Source organism: Chryseobacterium sp. SORGH_AS_0447 (assembly GCF_030818695.1).
GTDB lineage: Bacteria > Bacteroidota > Bacteroidia > Flavobacteriales > Weeksellaceae > Chryseobacterium.
Map to the genome: position 1 here is coordinate 3,809,879 of NZ_JAUTAR010000001.1, position 23,790 is coordinate 3,833,668.

General features: G+C 40.1%; 19 protein-coding genes. 3 read left to right on the plus strand and 16 right to left on the minus strand.

Features of this window, described 5'->3' with window-relative positions; all coding sequences use genetic code 11:
• Window positions 1-8 precede the first annotated feature (8 nt).
• The 12 genes from QE422_RS17275 to tssO all read right to left on the minus strand — a co-directional run bounded on the left by QE422_RS17275 (window position 9) and on the right by tssO (window position 14,096).
• Window positions 9-2,504 carry an ATP-dependent Clp protease ATP-binding subunit gene (locus tag QE422_RS17275; protein WP_307461179.1) on the minus strand — a complete coding sequence of 832 codons (2,496 nt, stop codon included), beginning with the start codon at window positions 2,502-2,504 and terminating at the stop codon, window positions 9-11.
• Between the two features lie 270 nt (window positions 2,505-2,774).
• Window positions 2,775-3,179, minus strand: coding sequence for a type VI secretion system tube protein TssD (gene tssD, locus QE422_RS17280; protein WP_294287597.1), 405 nt, complete (start codon window positions 3,177-3,179; stop codon window positions 2,775-2,777).
• Window positions 3,180-3,368: 189 nt separating this feature from the next.
• A complete protein-coding gene (locus QE422_RS17285; RefSeq protein ID WP_307461185.1) occupies window positions 3,369-4,058 on the minus strand; it encodes a hypothetical protein in 690 nt (229 codons plus the stop codon).
• A 61-nt stretch (window positions 4,059-4,119) separates the two neighbouring features.
• Complete coding sequence (locus QE422_RS17290; RefSeq protein ID WP_307461188.1) at window positions 4,120-4,332, minus strand: hypothetical protein; 213 nt, start codon at window positions 4,330-4,332, stop codon at window positions 4,120-4,122.
• Window positions 4,333-4,563: 231 nt separating this feature from the next.
• Complete coding sequence (locus QE422_RS17295; RefSeq protein WP_307461191.1) at window positions 4,564-5,091, minus strand: hypothetical protein; 528 nt, start codon at window positions 5,089-5,091, stop codon at window positions 4,564-4,566.
• 134 nt (window positions 5,092-5,225) lie between these two features.
• The gene (locus QE422_RS17300) at window positions 5,226-5,939 is read right to left on the minus strand and encodes a hypothetical protein (protein WP_307461193.1); all 714 of its coding nucleotides are present in this window, start codon (window positions 5,937-5,939) and stop codon (window positions 5,226-5,228) included.
• A gap of 104 nt (window positions 5,940-6,043) precedes the next feature.
• The gene (locus QE422_RS17305) at window positions 6,044-8,977 is read right to left on the minus strand and encodes a peptidoglycan DD-metalloendopeptidase family protein (protein WP_307461195.1); all 2,934 of its coding nucleotides are present in this window, start codon (window positions 8,975-8,977) and stop codon (window positions 6,044-6,046) included.
• Window positions 8,978-8,999: 22 nt separating this feature from the next.
• Window positions 9,000-9,503: a DUF4280 domain-containing protein gene (locus tag QE422_RS17310; RefSeq protein ID WP_307461199.1), complete on the minus strand. Its 504-nt coding sequence runs from the start codon at window positions 9,501-9,503 to the stop codon at window positions 9,000-9,002.
• A gap of 95 nt (window positions 9,504-9,598) precedes the next feature.
• Window positions 9,599-11,998, minus strand: a complete 2,400-nt coding sequence (tssR, locus tag QE422_RS17315; RefSeq protein ID WP_307461202.1) for a type VI secretion system protein TssR domain-containing protein — start codon at window positions 11,996-11,998, stop codon at window positions 9,599-9,601.
• 48 nt (window positions 11,999-12,046) lie between these two features.
• Window positions 12,047-12,955, minus strand: a complete 909-nt coding sequence (locus QE422_RS17320; RefSeq protein ID WP_307461205.1) for a PKD domain-containing protein — start codon at window positions 12,953-12,955, stop codon at window positions 12,047-12,049.
• Between the two features lie 65 nt (window positions 12,956-13,020).
• Entirely contained in the window at window positions 13,021-13,548 is a 528-nt protein-coding gene (locus QE422_RS17325) for a type VI secretion system transmembrane protein TssO (RefSeq protein WP_307461206.1), read from the minus strand.
• 11 nt (window positions 13,549-13,559) lie between these two features.
• Complete coding sequence (tssO, locus tag QE422_RS17330; RefSeq protein WP_307461209.1) at window positions 13,560-14,096, minus strand: type VI secretion system TssO; 537 nt, start codon at window positions 14,094-14,096, stop codon at window positions 13,560-13,562.
• 569 nt (window positions 14,097-14,665) lie between these two features.
• Between tssO and QE422_RS17335 the strand changes: the two genes are divergently transcribed.
• The 3 genes from QE422_RS17335 to QE422_RS17345 all read left to right on the plus strand — a co-directional run bounded on the left by QE422_RS17335 (window position 14,666) and on the right by QE422_RS17345 (window position 17,682).
• Complete coding sequence (locus QE422_RS17335) at window positions 14,666-15,325, plus strand: response regulator transcription factor (protein WP_307461213.1); 660 nt, start codon at window positions 14,666-14,668, stop codon at window positions 15,323-15,325.
• 141 nt (window positions 15,326-15,466) lie between these two features.
• A complete protein-coding gene (locus QE422_RS17340; protein WP_027388329.1) occupies window positions 15,467-15,757 on the plus strand; it encodes an HU family DNA-binding protein in 291 nt (96 codons plus the stop codon).
• Between the two features lie 365 nt (window positions 15,758-16,122).
• Window positions 16,123-17,682: a ribonuclease E/G gene (locus tag QE422_RS17345; RefSeq protein ID WP_307461242.1), complete on the plus strand. Its 1,560-nt coding sequence runs from the start codon at window positions 16,123-16,125 to the stop codon at window positions 17,680-17,682.
• Window positions 17,683-17,866: 184 nt separating this feature from the next.
• On the opposite strand, the gene QE422_RS17350 is transcribed toward QE422_RS17345, so the two are convergent.
• From QE422_RS17350 to QE422_RS17365, 4 genes are all read right to left on the minus strand, one after another.
• Complete coding sequence (locus QE422_RS17350; RefSeq protein WP_307461245.1) at window positions 17,867-18,391, minus strand: STM3941 family protein; 525 nt, start codon at window positions 18,389-18,391, stop codon at window positions 17,867-17,869.
• 24 nt (window positions 18,392-18,415) lie between these two features.
• Window positions 18,416-19,522, minus strand: coding sequence for an RHS repeat-associated core domain-containing protein (locus QE422_RS17355; protein ID WP_307461248.1), 1,107 nt, complete (start codon window positions 19,520-19,522; stop codon window positions 18,416-18,418).
• A 318-nt stretch (window positions 19,523-19,840) separates the two neighbouring features.
• Entirely contained in the window at window positions 19,841-20,044 is a 204-nt protein-coding gene (locus tag QE422_RS17360; RefSeq protein WP_307461251.1) for a hypothetical protein, read from the minus strand.
• A complete protein-coding gene (locus QE422_RS17365) occupies window positions 20,044-23,763 on the minus strand; it encodes a DUF6443 domain-containing protein (RefSeq protein ID WP_307461253.1) in 3,720 nt (1,239 codons plus the stop codon). The genes QE422_RS17360 and QE422_RS17365 overlap by 1 nt, the downstream gene beginning before the upstream one ends.
• Between the last annotated feature and the right edge of the window lie 27 nt (window positions 23,764-23,790).

The following is a 23,790-nucleotide window of genomic DNA, read 5'->3' on the forward strand; positions in this document are numbered from 1 at the left end:
TGTGAAAATCAATCCACTTTCCAGGCAATCTTTTCTTCTTCGGAATTCCAGTCTACATGGATGGTCTGGCCCGGCTTTACTTCTTCCCTTACGATCATTTTGGAAATCGGCCTTGCGAGCTGGGAACGGATGACGCCGGAAATCTGTCTTGCCCCGTATTTGCTGCTGAATCCTCCTAAAGCCAGGTTCTTCACTGCCTCATCACTGATTTGTAAGCTCATTCCAAGTCGGGTTAAGGAAGTATGTAACGATTTCAGCTGAATATTAAAAATTCTTTCCGCAATCGACTCCGTGATCGGTGCAAACGGAATGATTTCCGTAATCCTTGCCAGAAATTCCGGTCTGAAACGTCCTGAATTCGACATAATCTGCATCAATGAGTTTGATTCCGGTATTTTCCCTTCTTCAAACTGCTTTACAATTTCCTCGCTCCCGATATTGGAGGTAAACAGGATCAGCGCGTTGCTGAAGTCACCTTCTTTTCCAAGCTTATCATGAACTTTTCCTTCGTCCATGATCTGTAAAAAGACATCAAATACGGAGTGATGCGCTTTTTCAATTTCATCAAACAATACTACTGTATAAGGCTGCTGCCTGATTTTATTCACCAGCATTCCGCCTTCCTCGTATCCTACATATCCCGGAGGCGCTCCATACAAGAGGGCCGCGGAATGTTCTTCTTTAAATTCCGACATATCGAATCGCACCATGGCTTTTTCATCGTTGAAAAGCAGTTCTGCCATGGATTTGGCCAATTCGGTTTTTCCTGTTCCGGTAGGCCCCAGAAGGAAGAAGGAACCTATCGGCTGTCCCGGTTTATTCAGTCCGCTGCGGTTTTCAACAATGGCATCCGATAGAATTTTCAAGGCATGGTCCTGGCCCACGACCCTGTTCATCAGAAGAGATTCCATATTCAGAAGCTTTTCTTTTTCCTGCGCCTGAATTTTCCCGATGGGAATATTGGTTTTGGCAGCCATTACGGCAGCTAATTCAAGACGGTCTACTTTCTCTCTTTTTACGGAAGCATGCTGTAATAGTTCCGCATAAGTATCCTCAATGATTTTCTGAATCTGCTCAACCGGCATTGAATTATCGATCTGCGGCTGTTCACTTAACGATCCCCACAAAATGGGACTGATTTTATCACTCAGTAAGTTGTAGGTCCAGATCAGTTCATCGGCTTTATCTTTTTCTTCAAAAAATTCTTCCTTTAAAATTTCATCATAACTCGCTTTCCAGCTTTCCAGTTCTTTCTCCGAGAGTTCATCCAGCATTTTTATGGCGGCCATCGTACGGTCCAGCAGATCAATGGCAGCGTCAGGAAGTTTTTTTCCTTTGGCGTATCTTTTTGCAAGACGTACACATTCCGGAAGGGCTGTTTTTTCCACTTCGATACCGTGGTGTTTTTTATATCCATCCAAAAGAACATCAATCATTTTAACACAGGTTTTTTCATCCGGTTCATTTACGGTCAGCACCTCAAAACGTCGGTTGAAGGCCTGCTCCGGCTCAATAATCTTCCGGTATTCTTCCTGGGTGGTTGCTCCGATAACGGTAATCTCCCCTCTTGCCAGCTCAGGTTTTAATAAATTGGCCACGTTTCCGATGCTTCCTTTCGGATCCAGCAAGGTGTGAATTTCATCAATAAAAAGAATGGCTTTTTCAATCTTTTTACATTCATTGATTACTTTTTTCAGACGGTCCTCAATTTCGCCTTTGTAAGAAGTTCCGGCTAGTAAGGCTCCGGTATCAAGCTCAAGAAGCGTCCCGTTTTTAAGCATATCAGGAACATTTCCTTTGGTGATTTCTATGGCAAAACCCTCTACCAATGCAGTCTTTCCAACGCCGGGTTCGCCGATAATGATCACATTGGGCTTGCTTCTCCTGCATAAGATCTCAACCAGCATCCTCAATTCTTTATCTCTTCCGATGATATTTTCAATTTCGCCTTTTCTGGCCTGGGCGGTCCGGTCGACGCAATAACTTTTAATCGAAGGAAAGGAATTATCCGAATAGTCCGAGCCATTTGAAAAGATAGAAGAAAATTCAGCGTTATCGGAACTTTCGTAGGGTGTATCTTTTCTGTATAAATTAAAGATCTCATGTTCCCTTAACGGCAGAGATTTGAGCTGCTGCAGCGTAAAGGCAACCTGAGGCTTCACAATTGCTGTCAGGATACACACTGGGGTAATTTCGTCCAGTCCAAGCTTTAACCGGATATCATCTGCCTCTTCCACAATGTCGTCTACAGAATCGTCTTCGCGTACTTCATCAGGCAAATGAGTGGTTTTGGGATAATCCTCTATACGCACATCTGCCCATTCATAGAAATATCCCGGATCCTTATCGATGCTTTTCAGAAATTCGTTGAGCCCGATGTCTTTGTGCATTAAAGCCTGAAGGATATGTGGTGCTCCATAGGTTGCGTTATAATTCTCCTTCGCGATCGATTGTGCAATATGAAAAAGCTGTTTTACCGTCTCGTTGGTTACTAGTACTCCCATTGTGTATTTTTCTCAAATTAATATTCTGTGTGATGTTGGTGTATTCATCGGCTTTACCCGCTGAAATGCAGCAAAAATCAATCCATAACCGGCTGAGTTTTACTGTCTACTAAGATATTGATTTTTTTAGAAAATATGAAGATATGTCTTAAGAATGTGACATACCAATATTATCCGATGCATACCATAACTTTCGCTGATGAGGTTAAAAAAAGACCGTCTTACAGGGACAGTCTTTGTTATACTATGTTATTTATACGCAATCCGTTTTTATGCTGACGGCCACAGACCTTCGTAAGCCGAATTACCATAATTGATTGTTTCCGCGCTTACCACGAAGCTGATGAGCATGCTGTTGTCATCCACCGCGTCGAATTCCACTTCGTGCTGGATAACGTAGCCGTTTTCCCAGGAAAGGGTAATAAGGGTACCTTCTTCGTGAGATTTATTGAAGGTAACTTCACCTGTTGTAGGCTTGTATTTTCCGTTCAGTAAGCTTTCCAGAATGTCTGATTTTTCAGTAGCTTCTACGGTAAGCTTGATCAGTGCATTGGATGGGTCTGATGCTACTCTACCGGAAACGTCCGTAGATCGTGATACGCTGTAGTTCAGCTTTAATAATTTCTGACCCTCTCCACCGTTGAATTTTAAGATTCCTCTTGAATTTGCTGCCATGATTTGTAAATTTTAATCGTTAATAATATTTTGTGATTCGGTGATTGTTATACAAAGATAAAACGGCGGATATTTTTCTGAAAATTTTTAATTCTGAATTTTAATTTTTGTCGTAATTCTACGATTTGATGTCGTAATTCTACGATATTAGATTTAATATTTCCTTAATATCCTTTGATACAAAAGGGTTTAGGTAAGGTGTTTTATTGTAAGAAAACTGGTATTTTTAACACCAAAAAGGGATATATGGTACCGGATTTCAGTCTCTTTAACCATACCGGAATCTGAATCTACCGTATATTTCCCGGTAAAATTCCGGTCTTCTTCCGGCTGATCAATCGTCTGAAGAAGAATTATTTCCCGATCATAATCCGGGCTTTCCACCCGCTGCTGAACATCGATCTGAATGTTTTCTTCACCAATCGACTGTTTAAGAAATGATTTTCCGTTGGCAAAGCCGTTTCTAAGAGCTGCAAAATAGGTTTTAATAAAGGTATCTTCTTTCATGCGGCGGCTGAACAGGCGTTGGTCCAGCACAGCTGTTTCAAATTCATCAAGATAAATTTTTGCATAAGGATCCGGGAAAAGATCGGTCAGCCTTTCTTTTATGTTATTAAAATTCCTAATGGTTTCCTGTGGTAATACTATCTGTATAACATTGCCTTTACAGTCGGTTTTTACTTCAACCGGATTCAGGGAACGGATCGATTCTGCAGCGAGATCAGCCATCATGCTGCCGTTCCCTTCTGAAAAATTATTTTTAAAAATCTGAAAAATGTGATCGTTTTCTTCTTTTCGAAGCCATTTCAGCGAAACGGTATACGTAAGGGTATTGCTTTTTTCTTCCAGTCCGTTATCTTCGGTTTCTTTACTGACCACAGAAAATATCCTGCTGAAATTTTCAGGATGAAAGGGAATCTCCGGATTTAACTTAGGGTGTTTAAAAGGAGCATCGTTCCGGCTGTTTGTATTCCCTGATTTTAGCGATACTGGGAATCAAAAGTTTTCTGCCCGGAATAAGAGCATCGCGGATAACGTCTTCCCTTGCACAATGCGCATTGTGAAATTCTTTAAGGTATTTTGGGTTTTCGAGATGAATTTCTTCAGATATGCTTTCCAGTGTTTCTCCGGAAAGGATAAAATGAATGGTCATATTATTTTTGTTTTGGCTCAACCTAATTTAGAGCAAAATTTTCACTTCGCAAAATTGTTTTGCCTTTGTCAAGTCATTGCTTTTTAATTTTTTCTCAAGGTCTACATTGTTTTACAAGAATTTTATTTTGTCCGCAATAGCATTTTGCTCAGCAAAAGTTAATGGCAAAGATTGCTGTGAAAAATCATAACAAAAACGTTACAAAGGCAATAATTCGGATTAAAAAACAGCTTATTTACTTTTTGTAAATTCCAGGTATTTGTCGCCGCATTGGGTAAAATGGTCAAATTCATTCATTGCGTTTCCATAATTCTGGATGATGATCTTATCGCCTTCATACAGGCCTCCGATTTCGCCCATGGCAATTTCAGTGATTTCTCCTGTTTTTTCATCTGTTTCGGTGGATACATTGCCGGCAGCTATTATTTTTCCTTTGTCCAGAATTTTAAAGGTGGGCTTACCTTCCGTATTTTTAAGCTCAATTGAAAACCTTCCGCCATCGCAGGTTGCGGCCACAAATTTACCTTCTATCGTATTTTTGGACACTTCGGCTTTCACTATTGTGGAGTCCGAACTTTTTTTATTTTCATCAGAAGTTTCGGGCAATATGGTTTTTACGGAATCCTGATCTTTATTTGAAGGTTGTGTAACAACAGAAGAATCCGTACTGCTTCGCTTAGATTTTGATTCGTTTTTTTTACACGAAACCACGGAAAGTAAGGTTAAAAAACACAGACCCATAAGTTTTTTTCTGATCATACAATTGCTTTTGAATTTGATTGTCTGATCAAAAATACCATAAATTTTAATCCGAAAATATTTTTTGTTTTAAATTTAATATCGGATTAAATCCTTGTTTTTATTCAACAAAATATTGAATTTGAATTTTTGGATCAATTAGCATTGTACATCACGGTTCTCTTCACATTATTTCCTTGTTGCTGAAGAATCACATCAGTAATACCTCCGGCATATCCCATCTCAATGCTTACTTTACCGGCAGCAATTTGAAAATCAATATTCATTAATCCATTTTGATTGACTTCAATGGATGTATTTTTTTGAGGCAATTTCTTTGGAAGATATTTTGAATCTTTTACTGCACTTTGATCGATTAGATCTTTGTACGCCGCTAACAGCGTTGTTGAGGATAAAATACATTCCTGCCCCGATGCCATCTCGCCGGAAATTTCTTTACAGGAAATATCCGCTTTTCGCTGAACAGACTTAGCTGTTTTCAGACTACATAGTTCAGAAAGTGAATGACGGGTAAAAATACTTTTATCATAGTTCAGAGTAACCGGTGACTCGGGATCCGCCGTAATGTCATAGAGCTTTTTACTTTCAGGAATAAATTCCAGCCAAGCTACAGTGTTCTCAACGGTACGCAGCTCCCCTGTTCGATCCGAAGTCTCTTTTGCATATACTTCAATGGTAATTTTATCCGCTGAAATACTTTCACTTCTTACATTTACTTCCTTAAACTTTTTTAAGGCTTTCAGATTGCTGGATAAGATAAGTTCTTTCAGGAGATCCTGACAGGAATATTTTTCATTTTTCTGAGGCTTGGTATTCGGTTGTAACGCCGTATCTACTTTTGCCAGCATTTGCTGCTGAGGTTGCGGCTGAGTTTTGTTACAACCTGATAATAGTATTAAAGAACAGAATACTGCTAATTTTACTATATAAGTATTTATTATATTTTTCATAGCTAGTCAGGTGCGATTTCGTTTATGAATCTTGCTCTGATATTTTGTAAAGAAGTACGATACGAAGTTTGTGCCGTTGTATCTGAAGCATTGAACCATCTTGCATAATTTCCGTTATGTTTAATAATATATTTTGCTTTATACTGCATTCCTGAAAGTACTGAGGGCAGCTTTACAAATTCTTTTTTTCTATCGGTCACCTGAGCATTACCGCCCGCACCGCTAAGTCCTTTTCCTTCGAAAGCACTCCAGGTACCTACCGGCTGTTCTGTAAAGAGATTCTGATCCCATCCGTAATAAGGTGCATCTCCAAAGACTTCCATACCACCAGTTCCGCAATGCTGATATTGTTTGGACTTGAAATGGCTTGTTTCTAAACGATACATCTTTTCAACTATCGTTACAAGCTGCTTACCGGTAACTTCGACTTCTTTATCTGAGCCTTCCCATTTCCAATTCCATTTGCTGTCTTTGTAAGCATTATAGAGATCCTGAATTGCTTTCTTACCATCTTCTACAGTAAACAGCTCGCCATCACCGAGATCTTCTCCGAATGTATTCTTATATCCTTCTTCCAGAATGTCTAACGGATCCAAGAGATCTCCTCTTCTTTTGTATTTGTTGTCTCCTGAAAGGATATGGTTTTTATCCATATCGAATCCTAAAGATCCTGAATAATGCTCAAAATGGATCATGTAGATCGTTTGGCCGGCAATAACCGTGATCCCTTGCAGATGACCTGTTACCCCAAGCTTCTGTCCTTGGGTTACTTTATCTCCCTCTTTCACCAATTTGGTACCGGGATCTACTTCTCCATAATTTATTATAAATTCCCTGCCGTCGTTCGTAGTATGATGCACGGCAATATAATCGGTTTGCGCATAAAAAGGGGCTGTTTTAAGCACTACTCCGTCTGCAATGGAAACGACTGTAGTTTTAGGCAGGGTATACAGATCTCTTCCGGCATGCTTTCTCCGCCCACTGCTCCTGTTGGAGTTGAAAGTAGTCATATTGCTTCCCTGATCTGCAGCCCAGTAGTAATTTTTACCCCAGGTCTTTTCTTCATCATTTTCAGGTTTCACCAGCAGCGGGAAAATAACAGGCTTGGTTTTGGTAATGATAAAGTAGGCTCCGTCTTTTTTCAGAAAGTCACCGGTATGTTTTTTTATATCTCCCTTGCATTCTGCTTTTAACCAAATATATTCGGTAACATTTTTATAAACATCAAAAGTTACCTGCTCATTTTTACCATAAGCATCTTTCGTTAAAGCCTTTGCAATAGTTTCAATTCTCGTGATCTTTTTTTGAGTTGCCAATTCAGATTTTATTTTATCCGCAATGGTTTTTGCTACATCCCGCTTTTGTTTATCCGTAGCAGTAGCATTATTTCCCCCGAAAATATAGGTATGGCTGCCATCTTTCACCCCATTTAATTTTTCTCTCCATTCGGCAAGCTTTTCATCCGCTTTAGGTCTGAGTTTAATTTTAATTTTTGCCGTATTTTTCTGCACCACAGCCTTAAGGACCGTTATTTCATTCCCATTTTCTTTAGCTTCCAAAACCGTCAGATCAGCATCTTTCGCTACAAATAACGCATCCTTTTCTTTTATATTGATGGTCACCTCTTTCCCATCAAGCAAATAAGTTTTAGCAACTACATATACTTCTTCACCAATCGGAACACTGTTTATTTTCACAAATTCAGGACCGAGCTTAAATAAATTAATTTGCAATACTTCATCTTTCTTATAAGAATTTTTGGTAAGTGTGCTTTTAATATTATCCAGCTTAGTATATTTTTTTTCTGCTTTCACTGCCGGATCTATCTTTGATTTGATAATGGCAGCAATTTTATCTTTATCAATATTGTTATTATCGCTTTTAAATTTATACTCGTGTTGTCCGGCCGTTTCATCTGTCTGTATAGTAAACTCTTCCTTAGCAAAAAACACATCGATAACTCCTTCTGTTCTTGTACCTTCCACCACACTCGTCGTTTTCCCTTCCGGTTTAGGCGAAGTTGCTTTCTTATCCGGTTTTACAGTGCCCTTGGATTCGGCCCAGTCCCAGAGCTCGTTCCATTTGTTTCTTACACTTTCGGTGATGGAATCGATGATGCCGCTTTCTTCTTTTTGGGAAGCAGGTTTGGCGGCGGCAGGTGAACCGGCTGCTTTAGGCGGTGTTTTTGAAGCAGGGGCCGGAGCGTTACCTTTCGTCGGAGCAGCTGATTGGGGCTGCTGCACCGGAGGTTTATAATCAGGATTTTTAACGGATCTGTTATCGGAAGCGTGTTTTTTATCTTTATAATATTCTACGGTAACATAAAACTCCAGTTCTTTAGGATCTCTTTCGCCCTGTGCCGCTTTCTGCATCAGGGCTTTTGTCAGAACAAATTCAGCCGTAGCTGTTCCTGTTCTGCCGACGACTGCCTGCTTGCTGTCCACAAATTTATTTTTGCTGTTGTGGCCTTCACCGGCAGCATCGTCTTCCCAAAGGGTAAAAAGCAGCTTTTCGCCGGTAAGATTTACGCAATGCGCTAAGGCCACCATTTTTTCGGTATAACTGAAAACCGTTCCTGGAGAATCGTCTACATACCGGAGTTCTACTTTATTGATCTTTGGGATACCTGCAGGCTGCGGTGTAATATCAAGGGTTGTAGGGCCGCTCCCTTCCGGCTCATGAAGATAGGCTTCCAGGCGGTAGGTATTTTTTGCCGCCACTTCGCCGAAAGTGAAACTGCCGTCGCGCGTTTTTTTGATGTTTGTTGTCGTAAAACTTCCGTCGGAACGCTTTTTAAAAAGTTCCCATGTTACTGCAGCAGGATTTCTCTCATCGGCCGGTGTAGAAGGATACCAGTCGGTGACCATATAGGTCGTTTTTTCTCCTACTTTCGGGGCAGGATTTCCTGAGATTTTTGAAACTCCTTTTTTAGACATAGCAGTGTTTTTTTTAAATTAATCAGTAAGCATCAATTTCATTTTCAAGAACCGTCTCCTTGTAATCCTGCATTTTTACCAGAGGATTGATGTGCTGTACGGTTTTATTATCCGCTGTTTTTACGTTTTTCTTACTCATTTCTCCGCGCTGTCCGTGATCTTTAATGGTAATTTTTCCTCCTATCGTACACTGCAGTTCAGAAAGTTCGGTAACGATCTTTTTTTCCATGATTTTCACTTTATCATAGGTTTTCTGCCATTTTCCGGCCGGGGCATACGTACATGGCAGGTATCCGCCGCCACTAGGCTTCAGCTTACATCGGCCAAAACTCGGGCCTGGGGGATTGAACTGGAGATCATCTTCCGTAACGCCAAGAAAATCGGCATTGCCATCGGAATCATTCCAGAAATGTTTCTGATGGGAAGTTACTTTATATTGCGGGAACTGGTCACCCTGATTACACTGGGCTTTGCCTTTCTGTACAACAAAATATTTGCCGTCATGAGGTGATGATTGCTGTGACATATCTATGCGATTTGGGTAATGTCAAAGATAAAAAATTTAGCTTATAAAAATTAAAAAGCAGAAATTTATTTTCTGCTTTTCTCTGTAATAAGTTCTTAATGCCCTGTATATTCCGGTGCTTCTACGGGCATCATCGTCGGCATAAAATATTCATTCAGCCAGTAGAAGGTCTGCCCGTTCTGCTGTATTTTTACTGCCGGGTCATTCCGGTGAGACAGCATACGGTCTGCCAGCGTTTTATAATTGCGGAAATAGTTCCTCACGGTTTCATTGGTTACGATTTTGGATTTTTTCCATCCTTTCAGCATGTACTTGGACATAAGCTCTTCTTCGGAATTGTCGAAACCGGTGCTTACTCCTACCGCGTACGACATCGGCTGTTTATAAAGCTCCCCTTTATCAAGGAACTGCATGGTTGGATTGTATTTCTTCAGAAGCTTTACATATTCATTAACGGCTTTTCCCTGCTTGAAGTCTGCTCTTTCCGCACCGGTATTCTGATACACTTCGTTATAGAACTGCTTTAAGTTATCAAATTCTTTTTCCGAGATCAGCACGCCTTTTTCAAGACCGGGCTTAAAATCTTTCAGCTCTTTAGGGATATATCCTTTCACCAGGAACGGATTTCCGTAATTGATCAGCTGTGCGGCAATTCCTGCAGGCACCGGGTTCGTAAGTCCGGGATACAGGTATTTGTATTTCACATCAACATCCGTTCTTCCAGCCCCCACTGAGGAATGGAAATAGTCGTTCAGGGATTTATCAAGGTTCGTATTGTCCAGCGTAACCTGAGCAATCAGGCTGTCGACGGACTTTTTAAGATAACCCGGGGTTGCAATGTCGCCTTTTTTAGGAAAGATCACGAATCCCTGCGCCATACTCTGCTTAGGATAGTCTAATGAGAAAAAGCCTTCATCACTTTCTACCAGGCTGAAATTATTTTTGGTTAAAACATCATTCTGGTTGATGATTTTCTGTTTTTTAAGCTCTGCAATATTTTTGGCCGTGTTGGTCACCACATTTTCGGACATTAAAACAAAATCGTTATAGGTATCCGAAGATCTTGCGCTTGTCTGGAACATGATCAGTCTTGCCTGGGCCTGCGTAAGGGAATTGATAACGCCATACATATTTCCGCTCTGGTTGGCGGATGTTCCTACGGTGATCACAATATTGGTTTCGTCCGGGACATTCGACAAGAGGTTTCCGGCAGCCATCAGACCTTCGCCCACGGGCTGGTAACCGCTGTTACTCATACAGTTCATTTCATTGGTTTTCTGGTCAATGAATGTGGTAATTTTGCTGTAATCGTTATTTAAGTCCGAAACGGCTACATTATCCCCGCAGGAATTATTTTTATATAAAACAACGCCGTATTTCACCTGATTAAAATAAGACGGCTTTTCAAACCTCAGCTGCAGATCCTGTAATAACGATTTCACAATCGGAGCGTATGGGGCATTCGGAGCACTGATGTCTAAGGCAAAAACAATGTTGATCTTTTTATTTTTCTCCGTAATTTCCCGGTAGCGGTCGAAATAAATCGGCTCGCCCAGCACATTAAACACATAATTTTTGCTGTAATCCAGGATATTCGTAAAATATTTGGTCTTCGAATCCGGTGTCGGCGGTTCATGCAGCGGTAAGTTTACCGGAAAGATATTTTCCAGCGGTGTTCTTTTGTTCACATCGGTAAGCAGTACGGCTGCTTTGTCTTCTACTTCACTTTTACCGGGTGCCCCTTCATGAATTCCTAAAGTTGTTTCGGTAATGCCGGTTGTATTTTTCATTTTTACGGCAGACCGCTCGCCCCATGCTGAAATCACATTGGAACTTACCCATCCGTAAAGGCCGGTACTGATGCTGTCGATATCGACGGAAGGTTTCTTTCCTACCAGGAATCTTTTATTGTTTTCCGCCTGTTTGTAAACGTATACGATCTGTCCGTTAGGGATCTTCACATCGGCCTGCTCGATAAGGCTGGGTGAATTAAACACCATAATCGAATCGTTCTTATAATATCTTTCTGAATTGCGGATGACTTCGCTATTGCTCGGCACGACGGCCACCCTTACCGGGAAGCCTGTTTTTTCGCTTTTCAAAGAGTTGCTCCATAACAGAAGGTCGGATTCCGGAATCCAGCCGTAGGTTTTCACCTGTTTGGAAGACACTTTTTTCATCAGGGCATCCGGAATATATTCAGCTACTTTTACCATTCCGTCCCGGCTTTTCAATACCATTAAAGGTTCAAGGAATTTTACTTCCTTATATGATTTTTCATCGCTTTTATCCAGGTAAGCCGTATTTCTGGACCGATCTGAGATGGCGATCCACGGCACCGATTTTTTAGGAAAACCATTCACTACCGGCGAGTTGTCTATCTGTCCGTAATGTGAAGGCTCGGGTGTTTTTTTGGATGGCAGTTTTACCTGGCAACTTACCAGTATAACCGAAACTCCTATATAATATGCTGCTAGAGGAAATTTATTTTTCATCTTAATTTATTTAAATGATGGGTGTTGCCCGGAAATCCGGGGCAGGAATTATTTGCTTTGATTAATATCGACTTTCGTTACACAGTTCTGCGCGTCATCGAAATTCACTTTCACGGTCTGAATCACCTTGTTTTTATCAAACTGAAGACCGGCACAATACATATAGAAATTGTTGGCTTTGCTGTCGTTAACTTTTACCACGGTATTTTCGTTATTGCACAGATAGGTTCTCAATAAGTAATTATAATGCATATTGAAGCTGTTCCCGTTTGCAATCTGCTGAAGGTGATATTTGAAATCGTTATCGATTTTAGCATAGGCATCTTCCACACTTACTTCTTCTTCCAGGGCGTCGTAGGCCGGAAGAATTTTGATCTGGTGCAAAATAGGTTCGGCACTCTCATCCGTGTAAAGCGTTACGACATAATCGCCCGGTTTTTTATAGGAGTAGATGGCCATTTTATCCTTGGAATCGATATTTCCGGTTTCACCAAATTTCCAGGTAAACTGTTTGGCATCCGAAATGGCCCGGAACTGTACGTTCTCAAACTGCATGGCCTGGGTCTGCGCGTCGATCAATGTTTTGGTCTTCGTAGAATCCGCAGGTCTAGGAATCGTTCTTGCGGACACCATTACTGGAAAAGATTTGGAATATTTATTATCGATGATCAGGGTAACCTGGTAATATCCGGGTTTATTGTAAAAGTGAATCCCGCTGCTCTTCTCGCTTGAAGTACCGTCCCCGAAATTCCACATTTTGGTTTTTGCAAACTGGGTCTTGTCCTCGAATAAAAGCGTATCGCCTACCTTAAGCGTAGACGGATAAACGACCCCGACAATATCATCGGCGGAGTGTATCACTTTCTTCTGGAGCCACAATGCAACAAGAGCCGCGATGAGCAGCGTCGCAATAACACCAATGATAATGTTCTTCTTGTTTTTCTGAAAGTAATTCATAGTTTGTGATTGTGATGTGTGTTTTATTTTGTGTGTGAAGTTTTTCTCAGTATAAAGTTTAGAGGTTATTGGGTTCTCGCTTTCAGTGCGGTCTCCCTTTGGAAAAGCTGGCTTCTCTTTTCTTTAAAGCCTATGGAACATTCATCAAACTGCTTTTCAAAGCTTTTGATATTTTCCGTTTTGCTGGAAATCACTTTTTTATCGTTGAAATACATTTTGTAAAATTTAGCAATCTGCGGATACGCATCTTTACGGATGTCTGAAATGTTTTCTCCGGTCTCAAAATAACCGGCCACATCATTGATTCCGTACATGATATTGCTTTCTTCAAAAGGTTGCGGAGACTCATCCGTCAGCCGGTTGATCATGGCAAACGTGCTGTCCAGGGTTTTATAGGAAAATTTCTGTTTCTGATCGAACCTTGCCTTTTCCTCAAGATTCCGTACCGAAACAATATCTTCGTCTGAGAAGGGCGATTCGAATCCTTTCAGGAAAATAATTCCCAGAAAGATAAGTGCTGCGAAAAGCATGAGAATTAAATATAAAAACTGATAGTGCCTTTCCTTTTTCGATAGTGTGATTTGTCCCTGCATAGTATTGGTTTTTATCTTCTTCGTCTGCTTCCTGAAAATTTTCTGGTAGGGTCTACCCGGAGTTCATGGTTTACAATGCCTACTTTCCCGCGGCATTCGCTAAGATTCCGAAGGGCGTTCTGCTCTTTGTATGAGACCTCAACAATATCGTTTTTAAGCGCGAGCATCGGCGCAATCTGCTTCATAAGAATGGAATAATGCTTGAAATTATCGGCGCTGTCTCTTCCCATGATGTTTTTGGCATCCCTTACGTTGTCTATGATATAGTTGCGGAGGAAGATATCGTTGTCTACCTTATTGATATCGAGCTGATCCATCCGATAGAGGATGCTGTCGACGTGGATTCTGAGAAGATCGCTTCTGGTAAGCAGCTCGCGGTAATCGTCGGCCTGTTTCTTAATTCCTTCCCGTTGGATATCGTAGCTTTTGAAAAAGAAAAATACACAGATGAAAGAAACACCTGACAGGACAATGAATGACAGAACAAACTTCCAAATGCCCATCCTGACGTCCGATTTGTTTAATTTTTTCTCCCTGTTCGAAGACATATGTTTGTGATTTGTTTGGAATGTGAAATTATAAAAAAATAATGTATATACAAAATTAAGTATTTGTTTATGCCGTGCTGTTGCTGAATTCAATGATAAGATGACTGGGATCACGTGAACTTTCAGGTATTATTCTGTGGTGGAAAAACACGAAAAAGTAAGAGTTTTTTAACTGCAATACACTTTAATCTGATAAAGCTTAATGCTGGCTTCGCGAAGCAAATTTACTTTCCCTTGCCTAGAAATAAAAACAGTATACTTATGATTCTCTGCGCATTGTAAAATACCAATCATTTAACCTGCATAAAATTTTACACATTCAATTCTCTGCGTACTAAAGCAGCATATTAGCCCAATTAATTTTCACCTTTGCCTTTTCCAATACTATACAATTATTTTAGATTAGAATTTTGCCCATCTACAGTATACATTTTTTTAGATTTGATCTTAACAACCGTATTCCCGGAATTACGTGAATATTAATTTTCACATTCGTCATATTTTCATAATTTAGTAGTCTGAATTTTAATTATCATACACCAAATCGATATTAAAAAGTGAGCAAAATATTGAGTAATACTGTGCGATTTTCCATAGCAGACAGTGATTTTTACTTTAAAAAGATCCTGATCAAAACGCTTACCGAGAATCCGTTTTACATGCTGCTTAACGACTGCAACAACGGCCATGAGCTGATCAGCAGGAATTACAGAAGGCAGGAAGATGTATTTATCATCGAGCTTTTCATGCCGGTACTCAGCGGGCTGGAAGCCATAAAGTACATCCGTAAAAGCAATGCCGAAACGCCCATCATTACCTATTCCGGCACCTACCAGGACGATATGGCGGAAATTCTGTCCAAGATCCCGAATATGTATTACTGCCAGAAAAAAAGCAATGTCATCAAGGATATCGTTAAAGGAAAGATCGCTTCAGACAGTTTCGATTATGCCGCTTACACCAAAGCCTGGGAACAGCAGCCGCTGGCCGTTATGGAGTATATGGACCGTCAGAAAAAGAGCCAGGAAGAACTTTCGCCGACGGAGATCCAGCTCATGAAATTCTGCTACGAAGGCTTTAGCAATAAGGAAATCGGCGAAAAGCTGAACCTCAGCACCAGGACCATCGATACCTATATCAACCGCCTGACAGAAAAGCTGGGATTAAAGACAAAACTACACCTCATCCGCTTCTGTGTGGAGAACGGATACTACAACTCCAGCATGTAAAAAGGGAGTTAATCTGATTTTAACACCGAGTAAATATTAAGTTTTCAACCTCTTAAAGAAAAATATTTTGCCACTAATTTGTTAATATTCAATTTTTTTAACTAAATTTGCACACCTAAAATTTAAAATTAAAATAAGGAAATGACAAAGGCAGAATTGGTAAACACCATCTCAAATAAGTTGGGAACCGAAAAGAATGAAACACAGAAAGTTGTAGAGGCTTTTATGCAAGAAATCAGGACTTCTATGTATAATGGAGATAATGTTTATCTAAGAGGTTTTGGATCTTTTATCATTAAAACAAGGGCAGCAAAAACGGGAAGAAACATCTCTAAAAACACTGCTATTGAAATCCCTGCTCATAACATTCCTGCTTTCAAACCATCAAAATCTTTTGTGGAGAAAGTAAAAACGAAAGTTACCGTAAAATAGAACATTAACTGAATATTAACTAGTTACTAAAAAATTATAATTATGCCAAGCGGAAAGAAAAGAAAAAGACACAAGGTTGCAACCCACAAGAGAAAGAAAAGAAGAAGAGCGAACAGACATAAGAAGAAATAATCTTTTTTTCTCGAGATCTACGATATAAAAATATAGTTGGTGATTTTAAATTTTAAAGCCTCACCGACTATATTTTGTTTTGCAACGATAAGATGATGCGGAAAAGATGTTTTTAACGGTTTATTTAAAAAATTATATTTCATTCAATGGTAATGCTTATCTTAAGCGTAAAATTTATATGATACGAAAACAGTCTTTTCCAGCCGTCTTAACAATTTTTATCTTACAATAAAATGAAGAAAGAACTAATAGTTTCGCATGAGGATGATCTTACAAAGATCGCACTGCTGGAAGACGGAAGACTATGTGAACTTCATGAGCAAGAGGACAAAAGCGATTTTATAGTTGGAGATCTGTTTATCGGGAAAGTAAAAAAGCTGGCACCCAACCTCAATGCCGCATTCGTGAATATCGGATACGAAAAGGATGCCTTCCTGCATTACCAGGACCTGGGGCCGCAATACCTTACCTACAGGAAGTTCGTACGGGATACGATTTCCAAGAAACAGAACTCTTCAAGCTTAAAGAATTTCGAGATACAACCCGAAATAGATAAAAACGGAACGGTAGACAAAGTGATCGCCAAAGATGACATTGTGCTGCTTCAAATCACTAAAGAACCGATCTCTACCAAAGGGCCGAGAATTTCCACTCAGGTTTCCTTAACAGGGCGTTTTTTGGTTCTGATCCCTTTCGACAACAAAGTTTCGATTTCCAAAAAAGTAAAAAGCAACGAAGAGAAAGAAAGGCTCAGAACATTGATCGAAAGTATAAAACCTGAAGGTTTCGGTGTCATTATCCGCACCGTCGCCGAAGGAAAGAAAGTTGCCGACCTCCACAACGATATGAATCAGCTGATTCAGAAGTGGGAAACAACTTTTAAAAATATACAGAAAAACAAAGTTCCGTCCAGGGTTTTAAGCGAAGATGATAAAGCTTCAGCTATTTTAAGGGACAACTTCAACCAGGATTTTGTAAGCATCACCTGTGATGACGAGCAGATGGTTGAGGAAATGAAAAATTATCTGGAGGTCATTGCCCCGGAAAGAAAAAACATTGTCCATTTTCACAATTCCCATATTCCGCTCCTGGAATATTACAATGTTGAAAAACAGCTCAAACAGAGCTTCGGGAAACACGTCAATATCCCAAGTTCAAAAGGTGCTTATCTGGTGATTGAACACACCGAAGCCCTGCACGTAGTCGACGTAAACTCCGGTAACAATATCACCACCGGAACTGCCGTAAATAAAGAACATGCCTTACGGGTAAATAAAATGGCAGCTACTGAGATCGCACGACAACTGCGTCTCCGTGATATGGGCGGCATCATCGTAATCGATTTCATCGACATGACGAACCCCGAACACCGAAGAGATCTGTACGAACATCTCAAGGAAGAGATGAAGCGCGATAAAGCACGACACAAAATTCTTCCGCCGAGTAAATTCGGTCTGATCCAGATCACCAGACAAAGAAACCGTCCGGAAAAACAGATCGAAACCAAAGAAGAAAACCCGAATAAAGACGGAGAAATTGTAGCTCCGATCGTTATCGTGGAAAGAATGGGCGAAGCCCTGAGAACGATTATGCAGAAAGAAAAAGGAAAACTGTACCTCCATGTACACCCCTTTGTAGAAGCCTACCTAACGAAAGGATTCAACAGCATCCAGACAAAGTGGTTCATCAAATACAAAAAGTGGGTAACCGTAATCCCGAGAGATTCCTTCAAATATTTGGAATACCGAATCTACAATTCTAAAAAAGAAGAATTGACAGGATATTCCAATTGATACAAAATTTAAAACGCTCCGCCTGAGGCGGAGCGTTTTTGTTTTTGATGGCACTAGGCCTTCCGTAAAACTCTAGTTTTGAATGGATCCATTTTCAGGGAAGTTTACAATTAAGTATATAAATGCAAACAAATCTTTATTACTAATTCTAATATATGTCCCTTCACTTTTGAAATATTATCTATTATTTATTCTCATTATAATATTTTAGAATAATCTTTTCAAGTTCATTAAAGTCACAACTTAAAGCATTTGAAGATATTGAAATAGGTGAACCATAAGTCTTAAGATTCCTTCGTAATAGCTTTTTCTTAAAATTACTTTGTTTATTTATATATTTATCAGGGTCTCTTACATTAATTATTAAGAACTTTGTAGACATCACATCAATATGTTTTATTGATGTAATATCATCCCAAAAAATCATTCCGATACTTACATAACTAGAATTATCTTCAATACCCTTTTCACTTATTATTATGTCCATTTTTTTTGTAAAAACAATACTACAGTAAATAATTAAAGCTAAAATAGTAATCAACGCTCCTATAATACTTGTAATCTTTATAAATATTGCACTCTTAAATAATGTTGAAGTATAATTTTCAGAATTTATTATCAAAGGTATTTCAAGAATTAGAACTATCAATAATCCTAATATTAACAAAATTTTTTTTCTTTTACTACTTGGTATTTTAATTATTTCCATTCTTACAATATTTATTAAAAAAAATCATCTGGCCCAACTTTCCATAACTTCTCCTCCATAATATGAACCTGCAAAGCCACCTATTATACCTCCAATAATAAGACCTGCAGCTGTTCCTTCTGGACCGAATGCTGTTCTAATTTCGCCAAATAACGCTCCAACCGCTTTTGCTCCCATCCATGCCCCTGCTGTACCACCAATTACACCAGCCGTTGCAACCTTTGCGTGATGTCCATATGTTCCACCATCTTTATAAACTCCGACACCAACTTTTACAACATTTAAACCATTACCTATCGGACCTGCAATTTTTCCTATTTTAACACCATATTTTGCCAAAGCTATAGTTCTAACATATTGGTTCCCATAAAATACACGTCCATTTGCAGTTGGTAAGTATAATCTCCCATTTGTACCAAGTCTTGTCAATCCAGCATTTTCAAGTCCTTTTCCAGTACTATCACAAAAATCATTCAAATTTCCTACAGTGCTAATGTAACCATCTAAGGATATTTTTTCATGTTCATTGCTATTTTTTATCAATACTGTATGTCCTTGTCCAAAATTTCCCACTCCATAAAGATCATTACCAATTTTATAGGAAGTCTGAGTTGCAGTTCCAGTAAAGAAAGATATTCTAGCCGAGCCTCCTCCCGAAGCGACACCACTAAATGCTGCCAATAAATGATTAATATCCGAATCCTCCATCGGATTATAAGAATTCATCTTTGGACTTCCGTCAGTATTAAAGGACCAGCTTGTTACTCCTGTACCTGAATTATTCCACATATGATCGATCTGTGCCTGTTCCAGCATCCCGTTTGGATCGGTAAACATGATCGGATTATTGAATCCATAACGATATACGGAAAGTCCCGGATTCGCTTCAGCCATAGGATCAGTGGCAAACCATCTTCCAACATCCGCCATATAAATCCTGGCTCCAAAATCATACATTCCCGTTTCCTGAAGCTCCTTTCCTCCGAATTTATACTTCACATAGCTTCCCGCCCCAAAATAAGAATTCCCCGTCTTCAGGTGGTTCATCCCGAACGGATAGTAATCGTTGTTGTTTTTAAGCTGAAGAGCGCCTGCGCTGTTTCTGGCGAAACTGACCCTTACATTTCCCAAATGAGGTTTATACTTGGTATTTTAAAAATAGCGTTGATAATCAACGCTATTTTTAAAATGCTTTTTGGCGATTCCTTTCTTACACTTAAATTATGAAGTACATTTAACTAAAAAAACAATAAATGCTAGTATTATCAGAATTCCTGTAAAATATCTAAATCCACTTTCTTTTTCATTACTAACTATTTCTCTATAACTACGTTTGTCACCTAATAATTTTCTTATAAGATAATAAATATTATTTCCTATAAGATGAGTGAAAATAAGCTGGAAAACAATTCCAAAAACTCCCATAATATATTGATTCAGTTTGTAATATTATTTTATAAATTTTTTCATTAAAATGATAACCGCTAATATTACAAAAACTCCTGTGAAATATCTAAGCCCACTATCCCTTTCACTGTTAATAATTTCTTTGTAACTACGTTTGTCACCTATTAATTTTCTCACAAGATAATATATATTATTACCTATAAGATGGGTGAAAATAAGCTGAAAAACAATTCCAAAAATTTCCATTATCTATTATTATGATCATTATGTGGTATAACTGCCTTTGCAGCAGCAGGGTAAACTGTTCGATATAATCCTACACTATTTACTCCGTTTAAACCTTTATTTAAATATGAATTTAATAACCCTCGTGTCGCTGGTGTAGCCCTCGCGATTGATGTTCCTTTAAATAGCATTGAGAATTGAGATGCACTTAAAGGTGCTAAATCTTCAGTCATTCTGAAAGCTGCTTGTGGTAATACACTTTTTCCAACCGCTCCAAATGAGGCCGGTACATTTAAAGTCATCTTAGGACCAAAAGGATTAAATGTTGTCGCAAAAGCCATCAATCTATTTCCTGAATCAAATTGTGAAGAATCATCTAAATTGCTAAATGCTAAACGCCCTGTATAACCTGACATTCGTTTAGTTCCCATCCAATTGAAAGTATCTATCATTTGTAAACCTAAATAAAAATTATTAGCTAAACTATAAGATAAGCCAGCCCAGAAGTTTTCTGAATTAGCCCAGTTGCCCCAAAATCCTCGGTCTCCATTCCATTGAGTAATCGTTGCCATAGCTCCAATATATTTATCTAAATGATTAAAAATTGTTTTTTTATCTCCACCCGTCAAATAGTCGCCAGTAAAAGCATAATGCCATTTAGAAACACTTATTACTAGCTCAGGAATATCTTCTTTAAAAGTTTCATCCACACTTATGAGCCCCTTAACACCATTCACGCTTCCTCCATTACCAAAAAAAGATTGCAATCTCCTTATTTCATCAGTATTGGTTGTACTGTAATTCCCATTGTGATCTGTAGAATACATTCCCGTGGGATCAGAATATAAGACAGGATTGTTCATTGCAAAATGATACGGAGAAAAGCCATCGTAGGATTCAGATAGTTCATCAACTCCGGAAAATCTTGCTATATCTGCCTGGTAATTCCTCCAATCCATAGCATACAAACCGGTTTCCTGAAGTTCTACCCCATTGAATTTATACTTCACATAACTTCCCGCTCCGAAATAAGAATTCCCCGTTTTCAGGTGGTTCATCCCGAACGGATAATAATCGTTATTATCCTTTAACTGAAGGCCGCCTGCGCTGTTTCTGGCGAAACTGACCCTTACATTTCCCAAATGGTCTTTGTACTGGTAAATATACTGATCATTTATGTAATCGTAAAATCCTTCGGCGGTGGGCAGGAATTGCAGGTCGGCAGTCTTGGGTGCCCCTTTTTCAGATCCGCTCTGTTCCGGGGAAAAGGTCTGCGGCTGCATGGCCCTTGCCGAGAACATTTCGCTGCTTCCCCCGCCTCCCGTATTCGGGGATTCCGTCTTGGAATACTGGAAACCGTCCAGGTAATCCACCATGGTTTTGGAAGTGGTAGATCCGGAAAAACCGGAAACTATAGTGGTGTTTTCTTTTCTCAGCTTGGTGCCGTCCGCGCGATACTTGGTATTAATGGTAATATCTTCGACACCACCCCTGTTCAGGTGTAAGAAATTGGAGAGGTTGAGATGGTTGTATTTGATATCCATTCCTTTATCCGGCATTTCCGTCATATTTCCGTTCAGGTCATATTTGATCAGCTGCCCGCCGCCTTCGTAGCCGGTCTGGTTGTAGGAATAATCATTGATGTTGGTGGCCTGGTTGCCGTTGTAATCGTATTTCAGTTTATCAATCAGCGTAGCGGTTGTGCTTCCGTATTCTGCGATGGAGGTCCTGTAAAGATCCGTGATGTTCCCGTTTACGTCATAATCCAGCGATTCCGTATTCTCCTTGCTGTAGGGATTGCCCGGATTCTGGTAATAGCCTGCCGACAGGCGGTTTAATGCATCATAAGCATACCCGTATCTCTTAGGGGTTATGGAAGGATTGACCCCGATGGTTTCCACCGACCGCCAGTCTGTTTCGGCAATATTTCCATTGTATTTTGCCGTTACATTTTTGTTGGAAAACAAAGCCTGGTCAGGATTACTGATCCCGTCTTTCTGGTTGTACTTCACTTTGTAGGCAAACAGCTTCCCGCCAAGGTCGGCAGCGGCCATCTGGTCTTTGTTTATTTCCGTCAGCCAGCCCCGGATGTTGTAGTCATAATCGATGCTCTGCAGATTGTTTCCTACTTTTTTGTTTTTCAGCTCTGAAAGCTCATTATAGGTATTTTCGGTAAGCAGCTCTTCGGGTTTGCTGTCCACCTGGTGGTAATGTTGAAGGAGCCTGTACTGAGGATCATAAACAAACCTTTCTTTTACAGTCACTCCCGTTTCTCCCTGCTTTCTCAGGTGATAAACATTGGTTTTCTGGGTCACGCCCGCAAAATCCAGCAGGGATTCGGTCTTGGTATATCCTCCCAGGTAATTAACCGAATGGGAACCGATAGGTCTGCCCTTTTTATCATACCAGATGAAATCCTTCGTCCAGCCGTTGTCTTCTATATTTTTGGTAAAAGTAGCCGTTGGCAGCGTTTTCGTGCTTACCGCAGCGTTCTGGGCATCCTGTGTTAAAACATCCTGTCCTAAGATGTTCGTCGGAACAATAACCTCATTGGGAAGCGGAGGATAGGTATCGTAATAATTGACACTCAATACCGTCATGCTTCCCGTTGGGAATGCATTTTTGGTATAATATACTTCTATGCCGTTCAGGGTAAAAGGCGTTGTGCTCCTTTCTTCATTATTCCCTGCATTCGCTGACATATTGTTAATGGCAGTCTGCATGACCGACCGGGAAGCGGTATTGGCAAAAAAACCGGTGTATGCCACCCTCCCGAACTTGTCGTATTTGGTGAACATCCAGCCTTTTTTAGCAAAGTTATTGGTTGTTCCCGCAAGCATGGCATCCTGTGTTAAGACCACCCGGTCCTGCTTGTCATACACCAGGTATTCCCAGCCTTTCCCCGGAATTCTCTTTTCCACCAGCCTACCGAAATCGTCATAGCGGTACTGGTAGCACAGGCTGTTCCGTTTGGTCTCATCAATCGATGCCAATGCCGATGCCAGCGGAGGAAGCACGAACGCCAGCTGGTTGTATTCGTTATAGATATAATAGGTGTCAACATCCTGCATTCCGTCATTTTTCCTAATGAGCACCGTCTGCCCTTTGCCGTTTTTATATTCCGTCGTGGTGTTCCCGTCTTCATCGGTAACGGAAGTTTTCATCAGGGTATTTACCGGATAATAAGCCCCGGTGAAACCCAGCTGGGAATCGGTCCTGCCCTCCACCCAGGTGGTGGAAATGCCGTATTTCTTTACTTCGTTAGCGGAAGTATTGGTGTTGTAGCTGTAGCTTACCGGCTTGTCTTTCCAAGCCTCGCCGACATTATAGCTTTTTTTAATCCTCGTTAAAGGCGCATTTTCGATCACCTGTTCCGAATATATTTTTTCAGCCCCGTAAATCTCCGGATCCGCAGCATTGTTTAACGGGTTTTCATAAAATGCACCGTTTTGGCTTCCCGTCTGGGGAACCGGCAGATAGGATTTGGACTGTCTTCCGTACATATCATATTCGATATGGCTTACCACATCTTTCTGTGCGGGGGAAGCTTTGATCCCGACTATCTGTTTTGGCCTTCCCAACCCGTCGAAGTATTGGACGGTTTCCGCCTTCTTTATGCAGTCGGCATCCAGGCAATTCTTGCTGTATATATAGTTTTGGGTACCGGTAGGTGATATGGTCTGGGCAAAGAATTGTCCCCAGGCCAGCAGAAAACCTCCGATGATTGATATCTTTTTCATGATTTTTTCTTTTGAATAGTTAAACAG

Coding starts and splice junctions, on each gene's coding strand:
- QE422_RS17275 (WP_307461179.1), bottom strand. CDS start 2,504: ATGGGAGTACTAGTAACCAACGAGACGGTAAAACAGCTTTTTCATATT.
- tssD (WP_294287597.1), bottom strand. CDS start 3,179: ATGGCAGCAAATTCAAGAGGAATCTTAAAATTCAACGGTGGAGAGGGT.
- QE422_RS17290 (WP_307461188.1), bottom strand. CDS start 4,332: ATGACCATTCATTTTATCCTTTCCGGAGAAACACTGGAAAGCATATCT.
- QE422_RS17295 (WP_307461191.1), bottom strand. CDS start 5,091: ATGATCAGAAAAAAACTTATGGGTCTGTGTTTTTTAACCTTACTTTCC.
- QE422_RS17300 (WP_307461193.1), bottom strand. CDS start 5,939: ATGCTGGCAAAAGTAGATACGGCGTTACAACCGAATACCAAGCCTCAG.
- QE422_RS17305 (WP_307461195.1), bottom strand. CDS start 8,977: ATGTCTAAAAAAGGAGTTTCAAAAATCTCAGGAAATCCTGCCCCGAAA.
- QE422_RS17310 (WP_307461199.1), bottom strand. CDS start 9,503: ATGTCACAGCAATCATCACCTCATGACGGCAAATATTTTGTTGTACAG.
- tssR (WP_307461202.1), bottom strand. CDS start 11,998: ATGAAAAATAAATTTCCTCTAGCAGCATATTATATAGGAGTTTCGGTT.
- QE422_RS17320 (WP_307461205.1), bottom strand. CDS start 12,955: ATGAATTACTTTCAGAAAAACAAGAAGAACATTATCATTGGTGTTATT.
- QE422_RS17325 (WP_307461206.1), bottom strand. CDS start 13,548: ATGCAGGGACAAATCACACTATCGAAAAAGGAAAGGCACTATCAGTTT.
- tssO (WP_307461209.1), bottom strand. CDS start 14,096: ATGTCTTCGAACAGGGAGAAAAAATTAAACAAATCGGACGTCAGGATG.
- QE422_RS17340 (WP_027388329.1), top strand. CDS start 15,467: ATGACAAAGGCAGAATTGGTAAACACCATCTCAAATAAGTTGGGAACC.
- QE422_RS17345 (WP_307461242.1), top strand. CDS start 16,123: ATGAAGAAAGAACTAATAGTTTCGCATGAGGATGATCTTACAAAGATC.
- QE422_RS17350 (WP_307461245.1), bottom strand. CDS start 18,391: ATGGAAATAATTAAAATACCAAGTAGTAAAAGAAAAAAAATTTTGTTA.
- QE422_RS17360 (WP_307461251.1), bottom strand. CDS start 20,044: ATGGAAATTTTTGGAATTGTTTTTCAGCTTATTTTCACCCATCTTATA.
- QE422_RS17365 (WP_307461253.1), bottom strand. CDS start 23,763: ATGAAAAAGATATCAATCATCGGAGGTTTTCTGCTGGCCTGGGGACAA.